Here is a 17968-nt window from a genome sequence, read left to right as displayed (position 1 = left end):
TTTGAAAAAGCAGAGTGGCAAAGGAAAGTTGGTGCGATGTCATTTTTCCCTGAGCGTGAGGATAGAGCCAAGGCCATAAAAAGAAAATGTTTTTTTTTCTTTTTCAAAAAAGAAAAAAGAATATCAGCGACAATAGTATTAGTAGAATGCCTATGCGAAGAATGAATGGCAGTCCGCCTCATAGCCGGCGGCTGGCCTAGTCCTTTTTTTCGATATAGTATTATGCCCCTGACGTAAAGTCGGGACATATAATGCCACTGGCTGTACTATCGAAGAAAGTGGAGGTTTGCAATGTTCGTTGTAAAAATGGTTGCACCGGGGAACGGATAGCATAACCGAGCCTCTTTTCTTTGCTCAATTTGATAGATTCTTTTCAAAAAGCAGAATAGCAAAGGAAAGTTGGTGCGATGTCATTTTTCCCTGAGCGTGAGGATAGAGCTAAGGCCATAAAAAGAAAATGTTTTTGTTTCTTTTTCAAAAAAGAAAAAAGAATATCAGCGACAATAATATTAGTAGAATGCCTATACGAAGAATGAAAGTTGCTCCGCCTCATAGCCGGCGGCTGGCCTAGTCCTTTTTGTCTTGATACAAAAAGGGACCAAAAAAACGAGTAAACGAGTTCATGAATCCCGATAAAAAGAAATAAAAATCTAATGAATAAATCAAGGCGTATAATCTTTGTCGCTCCATCTGGATAAATCTTAATTAGCGCAATCCGGATATGTGTGTCCGTTGATACTTTATGTTGCTTTATACAGCACATTGGATTGCTTGGGGTTTACTTATTTATTGTTTGTGCACAAAGATTTATCCGATTATGCTTCCAAATCTTATCATGCCACTGGCCGTACTATCAAAGAAAGTGTAAGTTTGCAATGTTCGTTGTAAAAATGGTTGCACCGGGGAACGGATAGTATAACCGAGCCTCTTTTCTTTGCTCATCGAGTAGATTATTTTGAAAAAGCAGAGTGGCAAAGGAAAGTTGGTGCGATGACATTTTTCCCTGAGCGTGAGGATAGAGCTAAGGCCATAAAAAGAAAACGTTTTTGTTTCTTTTTCAAAAAAGAAAAAAGAATATCAGCGACAATAATATTAGTAGAATGCCCATGCGAAGAGTGAATGGCAGTCCTCCTCAATAGCCAGATAGGCCTAGTCCTTTTTTTCGATATAGTATTATGCCCCCGACGAAAAGTCGGGACAGGCTATCCAAATCTTATAATGCCATAGAGCGTTCTTAGGAATGTTTTGAGGTTAAGTTATAGTATCCTAACCTTAAATAGGTCACCTGGCAATCGAAGCCCGCCTGCATTAGCTCTGTATCGTATCGCAGGGTTATTATATTAATATTTTCTTAAGCTCAGGGCTTTCCGTCTTCTTGGCCAGACAGGCCTAGTCCTTTTTGTCTTAATACAAAAAGGGACCAAAAAAATCAAGGCGTATAATCTTTGTCGCTCCATCTGGATAAATCTTTCATTAGCGCAATCCGGATATGTGTGTCCGTTGATACTTTATGTTGCTTTATACAGCACATTGGATTGCTTAGGGTTTACTTATTTATTGTTTGTGCACAAAGATTTATCTGATTTTACCCCGACGTAAAGTCGGGACAAGGTCTCCAAATCATATAATGCCACTGGCTGTACTATCGAAGAAAGTGGAGGTTTGCAATGTTCGTTGTAAAAATGGTTGCACCGGGGAACGGATAGCATAACCGAGCCTCTTTTCTTTGCTCAATTGGGTAGATTATTTTGAAAAAGCAGAGTGGCAAAGGAAAGTTGGTGCGATGTCATTTTTCCCTGAGCGTGAGGATAGAGCTAAGGCCATAAAAAGAAAATGTTTTTGTTTCTTTTTCAAAAAAGAAAAAAGAATATCAGCGACAATAATATTAGTAGAATGCCTATGCGAAGAATGAATGGCAGTCCGCCTCATAGCCAGATAGGCCTAGTAGTATTATGCCCCCGACGTAAAGTCGGGACAGTCTATCCAAATCTTATAATGCCATAGAACGTTCTTAGGAATGTTTTGAAATTAACATATAATATACTAATCTTCAATGCGTTGCACTGAAACATTACCTTAACCTGTCTCGTATCGGCAGGGGGCTTTGTATTAATGACTCCTGTCATCGATATTATTGCAATTACTTTTTTCTTCCCCTGCTCAATGCTTTCCGTCTTCTTAGCCAGACGGGCCAAGTTCTTTCCCTTCAGCTGGAAAGAACCAAAGAGCCGTGGCGTATAATCTTTGTCGCTCCATCTGGATAAATCTTTAATTGGCGCAATCCGGATATGTGTGAATGTTATTGCTTAGTGACGCTTTTTACAACACATTGGATTGCTTGCTTATGCTGTTTTATTGTTTATGCATAAAGATTTATCCGATTATGCTTCCAAATCTTATAATGCCATAGAGCGTTCTTAGGAATGTTTTGAGGTTAAGTTGTAGTATCCTAACCTCCAATGCGTCATCCTGAGGTACTCGACGCCTGTTTTAGCTGTGCACTTGTGTCGGCCGGCAGGGATCTCTGTGTTAATACCTTTACTACAGTTTTTTCTTATTCTCAAAGACTTCCATCATCAATAGTTGATCTGATTTCACTTCGTAAAGTCGGGACAGGCTATCCAAATCTTATAATGCCATAGGATGTTCCTGAGGATGGTTTGTAGGTTAATTTCACTATCCTCGTCATTCTGACTGTAGGGAATGAATTCCACAAATAGAGTGTTATTTTACTTTTATGATTGGATGCCTGTCCTGACCCGCGATATGGCGATCCATACTAATTTGCTTGTTATTTAATTTTCAGTATTTTTTGAAAGTTTAATAATATTAATTATGTTTGCTTCATGGAACTGGAAGAAGCAAAAAGAAAATTCATCGAAGCATGGGGCAAACTAGGCTCAGAGTGGGGGATAAACCGAACCATGGCGCAGGTCCATGCCTTATTGCTGATATCGCCTGAGGCTTTAACTACTGAAGAGATTATGGAAACCTTAAGTATCTCCAGAGGGAATGCCAACATGACGCTAAGAGACCTGATGGGATGGGGATTGGTAGAAAAACAGCATAAAGCAGGAGAGCGAAAGGAATACTTTTATGCAGATAAAGATACCTGGAATATTGCCCGCCAGGTTGCCAAAGAGCGCAGGAAAAGAGAACTCGATCCGGTATTGAAGATTCTGGATGAATTATCCAAAGTAGAAGGAGATAAGAATAATCCAGAATATAAGGTATTTAATAAATCTGTTACCGATATCAATAAGTTGGCGAAAAATGTTGACAAGACATTAGATACTATGTTAAAAGCAGAAGAGAACTGGTTTTGGGGCTCAATTTTTAAAATATTCAAATAGAATATTTTTTTTGTTTTAAATTTTCAGTTTTTTCTGAAAATTCAATAATTAATAAATGTAATATATCATGAAAACGCTTAAAAATCATCTTATCCTTTTTGATGCGGAATGCCCCATGTGTCGTCTGTATACACAAACATTTGTAGATAGTGGTATGCTGGACAAGGATGGAAGAACGGCTTATCAGGATGTTTCAGAACAAATGTGTCCCATGCTGGACCGACAGCGGGCAGTCAATGAAATAGCATTGATCAACCAGGAAACAGGAGAGGTAACTTATGGGGTTGAAAGCCTTTTTAAGGTATTTGCTACTTCCTATCCTTTCTTTAAAGGGCTGTTTACATTTAAACCTTTTGTTTGGATAATGAAAAAATGTTATGCTTTCATTTCATTTAATCGACGGGTTATTGTACCCGCTGCTGTCGAAGCAAACGCCTATCAATTGCAGCCCGCTTTTAAATTAAAATATAGGGTAGCATATCTGTTGGTGACCTGGATACTTACCGCGGCAATACTTACGGCTTATGTGCCATTGTTAAACGAACTATTGCCTAAAGGGGGGACATATAGGGAATATCTGATTTGCGGAATACAGCTAATTTTTCAGGGTTTTGTAATCAACGGTATCGACAGCAATAAATTTTGGGCTTATTTGGGAAATATGATGACTATTTCTTTTGTGGGAGCTCTTCTTTTACTTCCCGCATTGCTTATAGCACAGTTCGTTAGTATAGCACCAATTTTTTATATGCTATGGTTCATGGGAATTGTAGGGTTGATGCTATTGGAACATATGCGCCGGTGTAAAATATTGCAGCTAGGATGGCTTCCAACGGCGACCTGGATATTGTACCGTGTTTTGGTTCTGTTATTCATTTTTAACCAACTGATATGAAATATAATAAAATAGTACTTGCCGGAGGTAATGGTTATCTGGGAACAGTATTCGCAAAATATTATAAGGACCTGGCCCGGGAAGTAATCATCCTAAGCAGAAAAGCTAAGGCAAAAGAAGAAAATATAGAAACCATAGTTTGGAATGGAAGTACAAAAGGCGAGTGGATTAGCAGCTTGGAAGGAGCTGATGTACTTATAAATCTTTGTGGTAAAAATGTCAATTGCAGGTATACCCAAAAGAACAGGGAAGAGATTATAGCATCCAGAGTTGTTCCTACCAAGCTTTTGGGAGAGGTAATCGGACAAATGCAAAATCCGCCAAGGCTTTGGATTAACATTACTTCTGCAACGATATACAGACATGCAGAAGACAGACCTCAGGACGAATATAATGGAGATATTGGTTACGGTTTCTCAGTTGATGTATGTAAAAAATGGGAAAAGACTTTTTTCAATACAGATACACCATTAACCAGAAAAATAGCATTAAGAATGGGAATTGTTTTAGGAAGAACTGATGCTGCTTTCCCACGTTTACTGAATCTGGTGCGATTTGGTTTAGGAGGTAAACAGGGCGAGGGTGAGCAGTATATTTCCTGGATACACGAACAAGACGCAGCAAAATGTACAGAATGGCTGATCGATCATGAAGCGCTGCAAGGTATCATAAATTGTACAGCGCCTGCTCCGGTACAAAATACCGATTTCATGCGCATGATCCGGAAAGCGTATGGCGTGTCGATAGGTTTGCCAGCTCCTGCATGGCTGCTGGAGATTGGTGCAATGGTAATTGGAACAGAAACTGAATTGATCTTAAAAAGTCGATGGGTTATACCCCAAAAACTTCTGGATAGTGGTTATAATTTCCTTTTTTCTAAAGCCGATTACGCTATTAAAGATCTTTTAAGTATTAAAAATTAAAAGGAGGGCGAGCCATGTTATCTATTATTCAAAAGGCAATATATTTTGCCGGGTTTGCACAGATTATATTGGTGTTCGGCAGTTTGCTAATCCCCAGAATATTGCAATGGACAGTTGAATTAGATAAAGTTCAAACCTTAATTAAACAAATGTTCTGGACTTATGCCGCTTATATTCTCGTTATTAATTTATGCTTTGGTATATTATCTATTTTAGCATTTGAAGACCTAACCAATGGTTCTTTTTTAGCCTGTATCGTCTGTGGTTTTATTGCGATTTATTGGATATCAAGAGTAGCCATACAGTTTTTTTATTTTGACAGAACGGCTTTTCCACCGGGAATATGGAATAAGTTAGGGGAGATCGTTTTCGTACTCCTTTTCTTCTTCCTTGCTACAGTTTATAGTTGGGCATTCTATTATAATTATCAACACTTTTATTGATGGAGCAGCACATATTCTGTTTTATAGTGTTGAATATCATATTTATCCCTCTGGGTTATTGGGTGGTAAGGAATGGATGTATAGTTACGAGCTGGATAGTTTTTATTTCCGGCATATGTGTCACCTGCTTGATGTTTGCAGATGAAAATGCAATTTTAAGAATGCTGGCTTTAATTGGTATTGCTTTTTCAGGCATGAAAATTATCACTACCACAGAGAGTTACAAAGGGAAAGTACTCACGCTTCCGTTTATAAACTGGACCTTGTTTTTTGTGGGATGGTTTGGAATGCGGGCGCAGATCTTTGAAACGTTAGGAGGAAAGCCATTAGCGGGTGCCTGGCCTAAAATTCAATCCGGTCTTGTTAGTATATTGTCTGGAGTAATATTAATCGCCTTAGCGCATATATTAACCTTATTGCCACTTCGGCCTGATTTATTATATATACCTATAGCAGCCATTTTATTGATCGCTTTCAGCCTGATCTTACATTTTGGAATATTAAGTATCAATGCAGGCGTCTGGAGATTCTTTGGAGTAGGTACTTATTCTTTATTTCGCTCTCCCCTGAAATCTAAAAGCCTGAATGAATTTTGGAGCAAACGCTGGAATCTGGCTTTTAGTGAAATGACATCGATAGCAGTATTCAGGCCTTTAAGAGATAAAACCGGAAATTCTTTTGCATTGGTCCTTGCTTTTTTATTTTCTGGTTTGCTTCACGAACTGGCAATAAGTGTCCCGGTGAAAGCTGGTTTAGGCTTACCATTTTTGTACTTTGTAATTCAGGGACTTTTGGTGATAATTGAAAAAGAACTGATTAAAAACAGATTCGTTTTTTTACAGAATGCTGTAACGGCAAGACTATGGACATTTTCATGTCTTGTTGCTCCTGTACCCTTACTTTTTCATAAGGAATTTATAGAATCCATAATACTTCCTGTTGCAAGGGTGTGTTTATAATGCTTGTGCTGGTGTTCTTGGTTCTGTGTTAGTTTGTATTATACAAACTCTCAACATCGTCATTCTGAGCAGCCTGTCCCGAATTGGCTTCGGGAGAGTCGAAGGATCTTTGCGTTAATAGCTATTGCCATTAATACGCTTACAGAACTTTTATTTACCTTTTTGAATCTCAAATTTTGGCATGCGAATTATCGACCTTGCGTATTTCCTTATCCACATGCCCCATTTGCTGAACTACTCATCTGTCCGGTGGTGTTTATTGCTCCGTTTAATGTGCGGATAAAGCTGATTTACAGTTACAGCAGTTATGGTGAGTAAGAAAATAATTACCGAGTAGAACAGAATAACTAAAGAACCACCATATTTGAAATTTTCGGGATTATAAAACAAACTTGCATTTAATGCCAGGCTGCTTGCCGTTATCAATACTAACCTGATTTTATTGGTTCTTCTACTTTTTAAAATGAGGTATATAGTAAAAACAAAGCCTATAAAATATATAACATATAAGGTTGTAAATTCTATATCGGTGGGGAACATCGCTGTTGAATATAATTCGAAATAACTCTAATGTAACCAAATTCCGCCTAAAATTCCAATATTCTTTTAACTTGCAATAAGCAATAATCTTTTTTTGATTATTAAATTGAATGAAGGGTAAAAACATCGAAATATGATAAGGTATACCATACTTTTTGCCATCCTCTTATTTACAAATTGCAGGAATAGGGCAACAACAAAAACCATTTTTGAGTCCGATAAGATAGATACAGCAGTTACTGGTTTGCATGAGTCCAGGAAATTTGTGCTAAAGAAACATTTGATAAATGCCGATTTCAACTACAAACAACTTAATAATATAGATGCCCATATAAAAAGTGCGGTAGTGACAAAGAATCTAATTTCAATCTTTGAACCTGAACAGGGAAAGTACAATTATTACCAATTTATTGCCACTTTCAAAGGTGAGAACCTGACTTTTCCTGGAGAGGAAGGAGACTCAGTTAAAACATTTCATGATATATTAATCATCAAGGCCAATCAAAATAATACGATATTGGATGCATATTCCTATACGCTAGAGTGGGGCGAGATGCCTTTGCAGTATGATGTATTAAAAAGTGCAGCAAAGGGAATTCAATTGGAAGACGGCTTAGATATTTCTAAACTGAAATTTAAGCGGACCTATAATTCTTTGGGATATGATACCGAAATGGTTAATGAAGAAGGGACTATATCTTTTAAATTATAAATATAAGAAGTTTCAATTGATAAATTAGAATAGGAATCTTTTGACTAGCCACATATTCGAATTTTAAATTCTTTATCTTAAATGAACTGGAAATATTTTTTTATAGGTGTTGGCTTCTTATTAGTGGCTTATTTAATTTATCGGGGAATTAAAGGGGGACCTGCTTCGGAGCATACCAATTGGAATGGACCAATATTGCCTTTGTATGTTCACGGTTGGGGGACAATTATTATATGTATAATAATTGGTATAGCTTTTATTTTAAAATCACTATTTTCTCCAATTTAGTAGTGTACTATGGTAAATAGATGAGCTAAGCAGGTTGAGTTGAAAATTCAAGCTACTCGTGTTAAATGTTGCCGATAATTTTTCATATTAATATTTACCTGCGACAAAATAATGAAAGACCAGATTCAAACTGAACCTGTCAAAGAAAAATTTTCATAACCGACGCAAAATTTTATTGTTGCCCACCAAAAAATTATTGATTTAAATCAAGGCATAGCTGCGTTTCTGACCCGGCTAAGTGTTTCTGGAGCCATGTTCAGATAAGAGGCAATCTGTCCCAATTTCAAACGACATAATGCCCAGGGCATCAGTTCTTTAAATTTAGCATAACGCATAGAACGGTTAAGGTAAAGGAGTAAAGAAGTATGCTGATCTTTCAGACAATGGTAGTGTTCCAGAAAAAAGCGGGCAATATAATTCGACTCCGGATACAGCTGGTACATACTCATGACATCTCTGTAATGCAAGCACAGCAGACGGGTATTTTCCTCTGCAAACACCGTATAACGCACTTTTTGATGTAAATGGAAGCTATGATGCTCTATCAGGAAATCCTTTTCTTTATAGAAAGCTGTAATCTGCTCACGTTCTTCTATACGTGTTTGTCTAACTAAAAGTCCCTCTATAACAAAGTAAACAGTTTGCAGAATTTCCCCTTGTCTGTACAAAAAATCATTCTTTGAAATAGTTAAAAAACGCAGGCGGTTGCCTAAAAATATTTTCAAATCTTCCGATAGCGGATGCACTTCATCCAGATATTCTAAGAGCGAATCTTTTTCCATAACATTATTTGATTTCGGTTAATTAATTTTTAATCTAACAAAGTTAAATTGGAGTTATAAACTTACGATTTATTTCTTAATGCATAATAATTTTAAATTTTTAAAAAATAACACTACGTATGATTGAAATTTTACACCTTTTACAAGAGCTACCAGTGATTAAGAGTGAAATGCAACAAATCGCTGAGTTATTGAAAAAAATGATGGAACTAAAAGCAAAGGAAAACCAGCTCAACGCTTTGGATAAAGACCATGTCGTTGACGCAACCCGGGTAAAAAAGCTATTGGGTATCAGCGATAGCACCTTATTGCGTTACAAACAGAAAGGAATCCTGGTTCCCCGGGCATTAGGAGGTAAGTTCTATCTGTTATCGGACATTTATGCCGTAGAGCAAAAATTCGACAAAGATCTCTGAATGTTAAATTTCCGGCATCGTTCTTTTCCAGAGACGGTGCTGGAATTTAAACCACTGAAGACCAAAGGCTAAAAGCGTAAAGCTGCCCAATAGAGTACTTCCAACACAGTTTACAGAACATGTCTAACAGTTAATCGAGGGCCTTCGGTTTTCTTACGTTTCTCTTACATTTCTCCTTCACTCCTCCGTACCATCTCCCTTGCAAGGCTTACGTTTTTCTTACGCTTCTCCTACGTTTCTCTTACGCTTGTCTTACGTTCCTCTTACGCTTGTCTTACGTTTCTCTTACGGAACGAAGGAAAACACTAAGAAAAGTGAAGGAAAAACGAAGATAAAACGGCGTACCAGTACATGCCTTGCTGATGACCTGTCCCGGTAATTTCGGCCTGAACAGTAAAATCAGCGAAGGAAAAACCTTCAATATCAACCAATATCAATCAAATTCCTTCAATACTAGTCATGCTGTTGTTCTCTGTAAATCAACACGTTATGTTTGTTATGTGGCAAGCAAATATACCGGTATCAGCAGCAGCCATTTGGTCTAATTATTAATTTTTAAAAGTCAAAAAAATGGGACGTTATAGTCGAGGAATACTCGGAAACTTTTCCGGCAAGGTCGGAACAGTTATAGGCAGTCATTGGAAAGGCATAGATTATATGCGCAGTCTTCCAAGAAAATCGGGCAAGGCGCCTACAGAAAGTCAAATGAGCCAGCATTTAAAATTTGCGCTGGCGGTAAACTTCAATAAACCTATCAGTGTCCTGGTCAATACAGGCTTTGGTAATTATGCGAAACAAAGGGTAAGCGGTTATAATTTGGCGGTGCAGTACACCATGAAAAATGCCATCACAGGTACTTTTCCGGATTATGAGCTAGACTATACCAAATTGCTTATCAGCGTGGGACCTGTAGCTCCGGCTATGGATCCTCTAGCAGAGTCATCAGCAGCCGGAAGTTTAACCATTAGCTGGACAGACAATACCAGCCATGAAGAAAATGCACACACGGATGATAAACTGATGTTTCTGGTGTATAATCCGGCCAAGGCGCGTTATATCTTCCAGAGAGGAGGTGTTACCCGTGGTTCGGAAAGTCAGGATGTGGTGGTGCCGCTTAACTTTTCGGGCGATGAAGTGGAGGTCTACGTGGCCTTTATCTCCAGAGACGGAAAAAAGGTATCTAATAGCGAGTATGTAGGCAAAGCGCTGATTGCTTCCTAAAGGTTAACCAAGTGATAGCTGTTGCCGGGATGATTGGTTGAAAAATCTTCCGGTACAGCTTAAACAGCTCCCTCTGCAAGTGAGATTACCTCTGTTAGAGGGAGCTTTTGTTTTAATTATTCCATAAAAATTTCATAATCATGAGTACTTTAAAACTTTTTCAATATTCTTTTAAGCCCTATGCGGCTTTGCTGTTTTTCAGCATGCTCTTGCTATTATGGTGGAGCGCACCTTTCTGGATTTACCGTGTAGACAGTACCATTGGACTGGTAGATATGGGTATCTGGTATCTGATTATCCTGGCAATTATCGTATTCATGCTGCTCCTAGCGCTGTGCTGGTGGTTGATGGAGCATTTCCTGGACATGCTGGGGCTTCCGGATATTCAAACTATGGTTTCACAAATTAAATTACTTTCGGTATGGCAACAATTCAAGCTTTACTGGGCATCCTTTGCCTTATTGCTGTTCACAGCTATAGCCTGTCTCATAGCAATCTGTTAAAGAATCCGTCGGCCGATCTGCAAAGTAGAAACCGGATTGTCCAGCTGGCCCGTAATGAAATTGGCGTACGGGAGCTTACTGGCAACAACGATGGTAAAAGGATAGCAGAATACCTTAAAGCTGTAGGCTTAAAACAAGAAGCGCCCTGGTGTGCAGCTTTCGTAAGCTGGGTGTTCCAGAAAGCTGGCTTTGCGCAACCACGTACGGCATGGTCTCCGGCCATGTTTAATAACGCTGTAAATGTGAAGCAGCCACAAAGGGCTGTGGTTTTTGGCATCTACTTTCCTGAGCTTAAAAGGGTAGCTCATGTTGGACTGGTGGAACGGGTAGATGGCGATTGGCTGATTACCATTGAAGGTAATACTAATAATAATGGCTCTTGGGAAGGCGACGGCGTATACCGTAAAAGAAGGCATAAGAAAACTATTTACAGTTATGCCGACTGGGTAGGAAAGGAGGCCAGCTTATGAAAACAACTATCTATAGCGTTGTTATTCTGTTAGTATTGGCTTGTAACGCTCGTAACTCTTCCCGGCATAAATCTATCAGCAAAGATTCTCTGGCTTTACATGTGCAGACGAACCTACAGGATAGTAGTGCATTGTCAGAGACAACCCATGAATGGGATCATGTTAATGCAGCGCTTTACCAGGTCTCCATTATCTCACAACAGCCCTTCCAGTGGCATCCGGATTCCGGGCTACGTTTGGATGGTGGTCAGTTGGTGATTTCTAAATTGAAGCAGAACAGGCAGAGGGAAAAAATGATGGATCAGAGGGAACAAAGGGTAGTAAGGAAGGATCGCCACGTTTCGATGGAGTTGAAGCAGAGTGAACAAAAGGAGGTTAGTCGGGATAAGTGGAGCTTTGGTTTTAAATGGATTGTGGGTGGTGTGCTGGTGATATTTGTTTTGGGGTGGTGGTGGTGGGTGGAGAGGCGAGGATAGCTAGTTATTGAATTTGTCTCAAAAATCCGGATAGTTATCATGAATTTAGTGAAGATCTTTTATGCATCTTACAAAAGGTCATTACTTTATTCAAGAGTAAAAGTTTGAGGATTTTTGAGACATAGTTCTGCATAATGTTATTTTTTGACAACCTTTTTAGGTAATGGAGATATATGTTTCCTTTAAGTAATATACATGTACCTGCATTGCCTACTTAAATAGATGTTGTTGGATTTTTTTTGAAATAATGTTAATTGTTAAGTTGTTGTTTATTATTGATTTATATAATTGTTGTATTTACTATATTTATAGTTAAAATCTAAAGTAGACTATGAAATTAAGTGTTACAAAACTAGAGAATGCGAGATTTGATCCTAAATCAGTAGCTGCTGAATTAGGCAAAAAATCTGGATTTGGAAATAACGGTTCTTTTAAAGGTACATTTTCTAATTATATAGGGCGATTTCATCATGAAGATATAGAAATTGAGAAACTTCACGCACTTTTAAGCGATGCTTTTAAATTGAGCTTTGTTGCCAATGCTGATAACGAAAGAAGGGCTGTGAAATATTGTGACGCTTTTCTTGCTTATACAAAGTTTATGGATGAGAACGGTTTTGGATTGGATAATAATTATACCCTGATAAATTGGAAGGTACTTCCTGATGCCTTTTTAGGAGGAAGATCTCCGATTCTATGTTCTAATGATACTAGAAATATAGCCTTTTCTATAGAAGAGAATACATTGCCTTGGTACAATCAATTGAAATATCCTCTTTTTCAAATGTATCTGGCAGAAAGATATTACCAGTGCGAAGTAGATAAAGTGGAGGTAGGCATATTTAATATTCATACCGGGCAGTTTGAGCTTAAAATTTTTGAAGATGTTGAACTGGATAATGCGTTTGAGGAAACAAAAAATGTACTAAAAAAAGTGAAATACCACTATGATAATCCATTGAGCTAAATGGATACTTCCTCTTCCTTGCTAATTGTTGAAAACTTGCTGATCTATTGTCTTATGACTAGGATTTATAATTCTTAGATTTACCCTTTTAATTTTCAAGAAAAACATTCGCTTCAAATGCTTTTGTAAGCTTATAATTTTATACAAAGGTTGGATGGGGTAATAGATTTATGGCAAAAAAAGTACAAACAAAATCAACAGAAGAGATACTGTGGGATTCGGCAAATAAATTAAGGGGTTCGGTAGAGCCTTCAGAATATAAGCATGTAGTATTGAGTTTAATTTTCTTAAAGTTTGCAAGTGATAAATTCATCAGACGTAGAGAAGAACTCATTAAAGAAGGACAAAATGCTTTTCTGGAAATTCCGGAATTCTATCAGGCAGAAAATGTTTTCTATTTGCCTGTGGAATCACGTTGGACGTATATTATCGAAAACGCCAAACAAGAGGATATCACGCTGAAAGTAGATTCAGCCTTAAAAACCATAGAGCGCACCAATAAATCGTTGGAAGGTGCTTTGCCAGATAATTATTTCTCCCGTTTGGGCTTAGACCAATCCAAGTTTTCGGCTTTATTGGATACCATCAATAACATTGATACCCTACGTGATGAAGCGCAAGATATTGTGGGACGTGTGTACGAATATTTCTTAAGCAAATTTGCCATAGCCGAAGGAAAAGGGAAAGGTGAATTCTATACGCCGAAGTCCATTGTGAACCTGATTGCTGAGATGATAGAACCTTACAAAGGTAAAATCTATGACCCTTCCTGTGGTTCGGGTGGTATGTTTGTACAATCGTTAAAATTTATTGAAAAACATCAGGGCAATAAAAAAGACATTTCTATTTACGGACAAGAATTGACCAATACCACCTTTAAACTGGCTAAAATGAACCTGGCTATCCGTGGTATTTCTGCCAATTTAGGAAACAAAGCTGCCGATACTTTTGCTGATGACCAGCACAAAGAATTGAAAGCGGATTACATCATGGCGAATCCTCCCTTCAATTTAAAAGATTGGCGAGCCGAAAACGAGTTGACTGACGATACCCGTTGGACTGGTTACGAAGTTCCTCCAAAATCCAATGCCAACTATGCGTGGATTTTGAACATGATTTCGAAACTTTCGCAAAACGGTGTAGCTGGTTTTATCTTAGCCAATGGAGCCCTTTCAGGTGGTGGTGAAGAATACAAAATCCGTAAACAAATTATAGAAAACGACTTGGTAGAAGCGATTGTGATTTTACCAAGAGCAATGTTTTATTCTACAGATATTTCGGTAACGCTTTGGATTTTGAACCGTAACAAAACAGAACGTACGGTTGAAGTTAACGATGGTATAAAGAACTACCGTAATCGTAAAGGTGAAGTGTTGTTTATGGATTTACGTCAAAAAGGAGAACCTTTTGAAAAGAAATTTATTCAGTTCTCTGAAAATGATATTGAATACATTACAGGAACCTATCATAATTGGCAACAGAAAGATTTTGAATCGAAATATACTAACGAAGCAGAATATTGTTACAGCGCAAACGTAGAAGAAATCCGTAAAAAAGATTATTCTTTAGTACCGAGTAAATACATTGAGTTTGTGAACCGTGATGAAAATTTAGATTACGATACGCAAATGCAAAGTTTACAAACGGAATTGAAAGATTTGTTTCAACAAGAAGAAGCATTGAAACAAGAAGTAGCTAATGTGTTTAAATCGTTAGGTTATGAGTTATAAAAAGTTGGGTGATTACATTCAACAAGTAAATAACCGTAACCGAGATTTACAAGTTGAAACATTGTTAGGGGTAAGTATTACCAAGAAATTGATTCCTTCCATTGCGAATACGGTTGGAACAGATATGTCTGCTTACAAAATTGTTGAAAAAGGACAATTTGCCTATGGAACGATTACTTCCAGAAATGGAGATAAAATCTCGATTGCTTTAGCTGATGAATATGACAAAGCTTTAGTTTCTCAAATTTATATTGTATTTGAGGTTATTGATACCAATCTATTATTACCTGAATATTTAATGATGTGGTTTTCTAGACCAGAGTTTGATCGTTATGCTCGTTATCATTCACATGGTAGTACGCGAGAAGCCTTTGATTGGGAGGATCTATGTGAAGTAGAATTACCCATTCCTTCCATCGAAAAACAACGTGAAATTGTAGCTCAATACCAAGCAGTAGAAAACAAAATCAAAGTCAACGAGCAAATTTGTGAGCAATTAGAAGCGACTGCGCAAACCTTATACAAACAATGGTTTGTAGATTTTGAGTTTCCGAATGAAAACGGAGAACCTTATAAATCTTCTGGCGGAATAATGGTTTTTAACGAAGAACTAGAAAAGGAAATTCCTGAGGGTTGGGAGGTTGGAAAGTTAGAAGATATTATTTATTACTCAGATACTAAAATTGCTTTAAAAAATCTTACAACGGATAATTATATTTCAACCGAAAGTATGTTACCTGAAAAAAAAGGTGTAGAATTTATTTCAAATGTACCAGAAGGAAATAATGTAACTGTTTTTGAAAAAGGAGATATATTAATTTCAAATATTCGACCTTATCTTAAAAAAATCTGGTTTGCAAATAAAAAAGGTGGATGTTCAAATGATGTTTTATGTATTAGATCAAAAGAAATTGTATACCAGTTTTTTGCATTAAATATTCTTTTTAATGATCAATTCTTTGATTACGTAATGCAAGGAGCAAAAGGAACAAAAATGCCACGAGGAGATAAAGATTGGATTTTAGAATATAAAATATTACTTCCTAAAAAAGAGATTTTAGCAACGTTTTCTAAAGATATTGAATTGGTAAGCCGAGTTAAAATATCAAAGACTATACAAAACCAAAAACTTACTCAACTACAATCGTTTTTGTTAAACCGATTGACTAGGTTGGAGGGGTAAACTAAGTACAATAGACTATTAACCGATAAAGACTTAAATGAAAGAAGAAATATTTAGACTAGCAGCTATTCTTTATGCTGATAACAATTATGAAGTAAGTTCTAAAACTTTACATAGAAAAGTCATAGAGTCAGTTTTCATAGACAATCATAATGATTTTCTTGGTTTACATTCATTAATTGATAAGCTAAATAAACAATATAATTTAGACTTTACTGAAGAAGAAATTCGAGATGTGGTTTCAGATGCTGATTATTTTAACACCTCAAATTGTAAAATTGATGAGATAAAAATTACACTTACACAAAAGCGTTTTGAAGCTGTTAAAAGCAAAATAGTCACGAATAATTTAGAATATTTTATTGAAGAATTTCACAAGAGTAATGGTCAATTTGATTTAAAAGATTTAAAAATTATCATTTATAGATTTTTGTACGAAATTTTTCAGACCAACATTTCTAGTTTTAGCAAACTTGTAGACCCTACAATTCAGATTCAAGATTTATTGAGTAATAATGATCACAATTTAAATTCTTTAGAAATTGATATTATCAATACATTTTTGAATTGGGATAATGATGAGAAAAATAAAATGATTTTTGATATTTCAAATTTAGCTCTTGAGTATTGTTTAATCACTAATAAAAAGGGGACAAATTTTAAATTAGAGAATCTTAAAAACAAGGTGTTTTATCTTGATACGAATGTGATTTTTAGAGCTATTGGAATAAATGGCGAAAATCGTATGAATAGAACGCTAACTTTCCTTGAAAAATTTAAGGATGCAAAAGAGTCTTTGTATATTTCAAAATATACTATAGATGAAATAAAAAAGACTTTGGATTTCTATATAGGACAAATGGCAAAATATAATACTGCCAAAATTAACTCAGAGGTTTTTCTGAATTTTAGAAAAAGTCAAGACTTTATTGATTACTATCATACATGGAGAAGAAAAAGAGTAAATGATTCAACCGAATTGTTTAGTGCGCATATATTTTCTTTAATAGATGACTTAAAGAAAAAATTTGATATTAAAGAGGATTATAAAGAGCACTATGATGTTAAGGACTCAAAAATTGAAGAATTAATATTAGATATGGGGTCTCAAATAAATTCTTTCAAAAGTGAGAGGAGACCATCTAATTTAGAGGCTAGTATATTAGATGCAAAAAATATTCAAGTAATTAAATTTCTCAGAAATGGTCATTATGCTAATATTTTTGATTGTAAATATTACTTAATCTCAGCAGATCAGCTATTAAGAAAATGGGATTATAGTCAAAATAATTCCATTCCTATAGTTTTGTTACCTTCCCAGTGGATGAGTATTTTATTACGATATCTAAATAGAACAAATGACGACTTTAAGAGTTTTGTTAGTTTTTTAAATATTAGTAATGGGGAAAAGGGAATTTCTAATGAGAACCTTCAATTGATATTAAATGGGATTTCGGAGATAACAACTGATTTTACTCAACAAAGTACTATCGTTTCTCAAATGATTAATATTGGTTTTAAAGGAATTTTAGATAAAGCTAATACTGAAGAAGAAATAATTGAAAAATCTCGATTGTTTGCTAAATCTCAATTAGAAATTCAAATTGAGCAATTGATGAAATCTAAGACTAGATTAGAAAACAAATTCGAGAAATATCAAGAAAACACGTTACATGCAATTGAAGAGCTACAACAAATAAAAGATGTTGAAAAGGAGCAGAAAATAGCAGAAATAGCTAAAAATACTAAGGTTAGAAATGAACTTATTAATACTAAAGCGAAACTTGATTTAGCGAAGTATAAATCAAAAGCATTTTACTGTATCCCTATCTTAATTATTTGTTTGATTTTTATTACTTTATTGTTCGCTTGGCAAGATGAAGGTTGGAATATGGTTTCCGTTTATACCAAGTATGCAAACTCTCTGCCTGAAGGGTCTATGCAAAAAGAATATTGTAAATGGTTATGGTTACTACCTACAACTTTTTTGATAGGATCAGCTATTTTTATTTTTAATAGACTTTTGAATGGTGAAAACATTGAAAATAAATTCACTGAATTTAAAAATAAATGGGAGAAGGAAATTAACCAATGAAATACACCGAAT

18 protein-coding genes are annotated in these 17968 nt (G+C 36.2%); 16 read left to right on the top strand and 2 right to left on the bottom strand.

Annotated features, from left to right (window positions below):
- Positions 1-2846: 2846 nt before the first annotated feature.
- The 5 genes from PEDSA_RS06440 (at position 2847) to PEDSA_RS06420 (ending at position 6573) form a co-directional block, all read left to right on the top strand.
- Positions 2847-3353 (top strand): GbsR/MarR family transcriptional regulator, encoded by a 507-nt coding sequence (locus PEDSA_RS06440; RefSeq protein WP_013632359.1) that lies wholly within the window; start codon positions 2847-2849, stop codon positions 3351-3353.
- A gap of 67 nt (positions 3354-3420) precedes the next feature.
- Positions 3421-4248 carry a DCC1-like thiol-disulfide oxidoreductase family protein gene (locus PEDSA_RS06435; protein ID WP_013632358.1) on the top strand — a complete coding sequence of 276 codons (828 nt, stop codon included), beginning with the start codon at positions 3421-3423 and terminating at the stop codon, positions 4246-4248.
- Positions 4245-5171: a TIGR01777 family oxidoreductase gene (locus PEDSA_RS06430; RefSeq protein WP_013632357.1), complete on the top strand. Its 927-nt coding sequence runs from the start codon at positions 4245-4247 to the stop codon at positions 5169-5171. The genes PEDSA_RS06435 and PEDSA_RS06430 overlap by 4 nt, the downstream gene beginning before the upstream one ends.
- 14 nt (positions 5172-5185) lie before the next feature.
- A complete protein-coding gene (locus PEDSA_RS06425) occupies positions 5186-5614 on the top strand; it encodes a hypothetical protein (RefSeq protein ID WP_013632356.1) in 429 nt (142 codons plus the stop codon).
- Positions 5614-6573 (top strand): wax synthase family protein, encoded by a 960-nt coding sequence (locus tag PEDSA_RS06420; RefSeq protein WP_013632355.1) that lies wholly within the window; start codon positions 5614-5616, stop codon positions 6571-6573. Before PEDSA_RS06425 ends, PEDSA_RS06420 begins: the two co-directional genes overlap by 1 nt.
- Positions 6574-6807: 234 nt before the next feature.
- Here the strand turns inward: PEDSA_RS06420 and PEDSA_RS06415 are convergent, their stop codons facing one another.
- Positions 6808-7113, bottom strand: a complete 306-nt coding sequence (locus PEDSA_RS06415; RefSeq protein WP_013632354.1) for a hypothetical protein — start codon at positions 7111-7113, stop codon at positions 6808-6810.
- Between the two features lie 133 nt (positions 7114-7246).
- Between PEDSA_RS06415 and PEDSA_RS06410 the strand changes: the two genes are divergently transcribed.
- Complete coding sequence (locus PEDSA_RS06410; RefSeq protein WP_013632353.1) at positions 7247-7825, top strand: hypothetical protein; 579 nt, start codon at positions 7247-7249, stop codon at positions 7823-7825.
- Between the two features lie 81 nt (positions 7826-7906).
- The gene (locus PEDSA_RS06405; protein WP_013632352.1) at positions 7907-8113 is read left to right on the top strand and encodes a hypothetical protein; all 207 of its coding nucleotides are present in this window, start codon (positions 7907-7909) and stop codon (positions 8111-8113) included.
- A 206-nt stretch (positions 8114-8319) separates the two neighbouring features.
- On the opposite strand, the gene PEDSA_RS06400 is transcribed toward PEDSA_RS06405, so the two are convergent.
- Positions 8320-8895, bottom strand: a complete 576-nt coding sequence (locus PEDSA_RS06400; protein WP_013632351.1) for a Crp/Fnr family transcriptional regulator — start codon at positions 8893-8895, stop codon at positions 8320-8322.
- Between the two features lie 119 nt (positions 8896-9014).
- Between PEDSA_RS06400 and PEDSA_RS06395 the strand changes: the two genes are divergently transcribed.
- The 9 genes from PEDSA_RS06395 to PEDSA_RS06355 all read left to right on the top strand — a co-directional run bounded on the left by PEDSA_RS06395 (position 9015) and on the right by PEDSA_RS06355 (position 17956).
- Complete coding sequence (locus PEDSA_RS06395) at positions 9015-9311, top strand: hypothetical protein (RefSeq protein ID WP_013632350.1); 297 nt, start codon at positions 9015-9017, stop codon at positions 9309-9311.
- 570 nt (positions 9312-9881) lie between these two features.
- Positions 9882-10532, top strand: a complete 651-nt coding sequence (locus PEDSA_RS06390; RefSeq protein WP_013632349.1) for a DUF6266 family protein — start codon at positions 9882-9884, stop codon at positions 10530-10532.
- A 217-nt stretch (positions 10533-10749) separates the two neighbouring features.
- The gene (locus tag PEDSA_RS06385) at positions 10750-10941 is read left to right on the top strand and encodes a hypothetical protein (protein ID WP_041536990.1); all 192 of its coding nucleotides are present in this window, start codon (positions 10750-10752) and stop codon (positions 10939-10941) included.
- A gap of 12 nt (positions 10942-10953) precedes the next feature.
- The gene (locus tag PEDSA_RS06380) at positions 10954-11505 is read left to right on the top strand and encodes a CHAP domain-containing protein (protein WP_013632348.1); all 552 of its coding nucleotides are present in this window, start codon (positions 10954-10956) and stop codon (positions 11503-11505) included.
- Complete coding sequence (locus tag PEDSA_RS06375) at positions 11502-11981, top strand: hypothetical protein (RefSeq protein ID WP_013632347.1); 480 nt, start codon at positions 11502-11504, stop codon at positions 11979-11981. Before PEDSA_RS06380 ends, PEDSA_RS06375 begins: the two co-directional genes overlap by 4 nt.
- A 331-nt stretch (positions 11982-12312) precedes the next feature.
- Positions 12313-12948 carry a hypothetical protein gene (locus tag PEDSA_RS06370; RefSeq protein ID WP_013632346.1) on the top strand — a complete coding sequence of 212 codons (636 nt, stop codon included), beginning with the start codon at positions 12313-12315 and terminating at the stop codon, positions 12946-12948.
- A gap of 170 nt (positions 12949-13118) precedes the next feature.
- Positions 13119-14678: a type I restriction-modification system subunit M gene (locus PEDSA_RS06365; protein ID WP_013632345.1), complete on the top strand. Its 1560-nt coding sequence runs from the start codon at positions 13119-13121 to the stop codon at positions 14676-14678.
- On the top strand, positions 14668-15861 hold the full coding sequence (locus tag PEDSA_RS19825; RefSeq protein ID WP_013632344.1) for a restriction endonuclease subunit S: 1194 nt from the start codon (positions 14668-14670) through the stop codon (positions 15859-15861). The genes PEDSA_RS06365 and PEDSA_RS19825 overlap by 11 nt, the downstream gene beginning before the upstream one ends.
- Positions 15862-15898: 37 nt before the next feature.
- Positions 15899-17956 carry a hypothetical protein gene (locus tag PEDSA_RS06355; protein WP_013632343.1) on the top strand — a complete coding sequence of 686 codons (2058 nt, stop codon included), beginning with the start codon at positions 15899-15901 and terminating at the stop codon, positions 17954-17956.
- The last annotated feature ends 12 nt before the right edge of the window (positions 17957-17968 follow it).

The sequence above is a fragment of the Pseudopedobacter saltans DSM 12145 genome (genome assembly GCF_000190735.1).
GTDB lineage: Bacteria > Bacteroidota > Bacteroidia > Sphingobacteriales > Sphingobacteriaceae > Pseudopedobacter > Pseudopedobacter saltans.
This window is presented reverse-complemented; position numbering and strand designations above follow the sequence as displayed.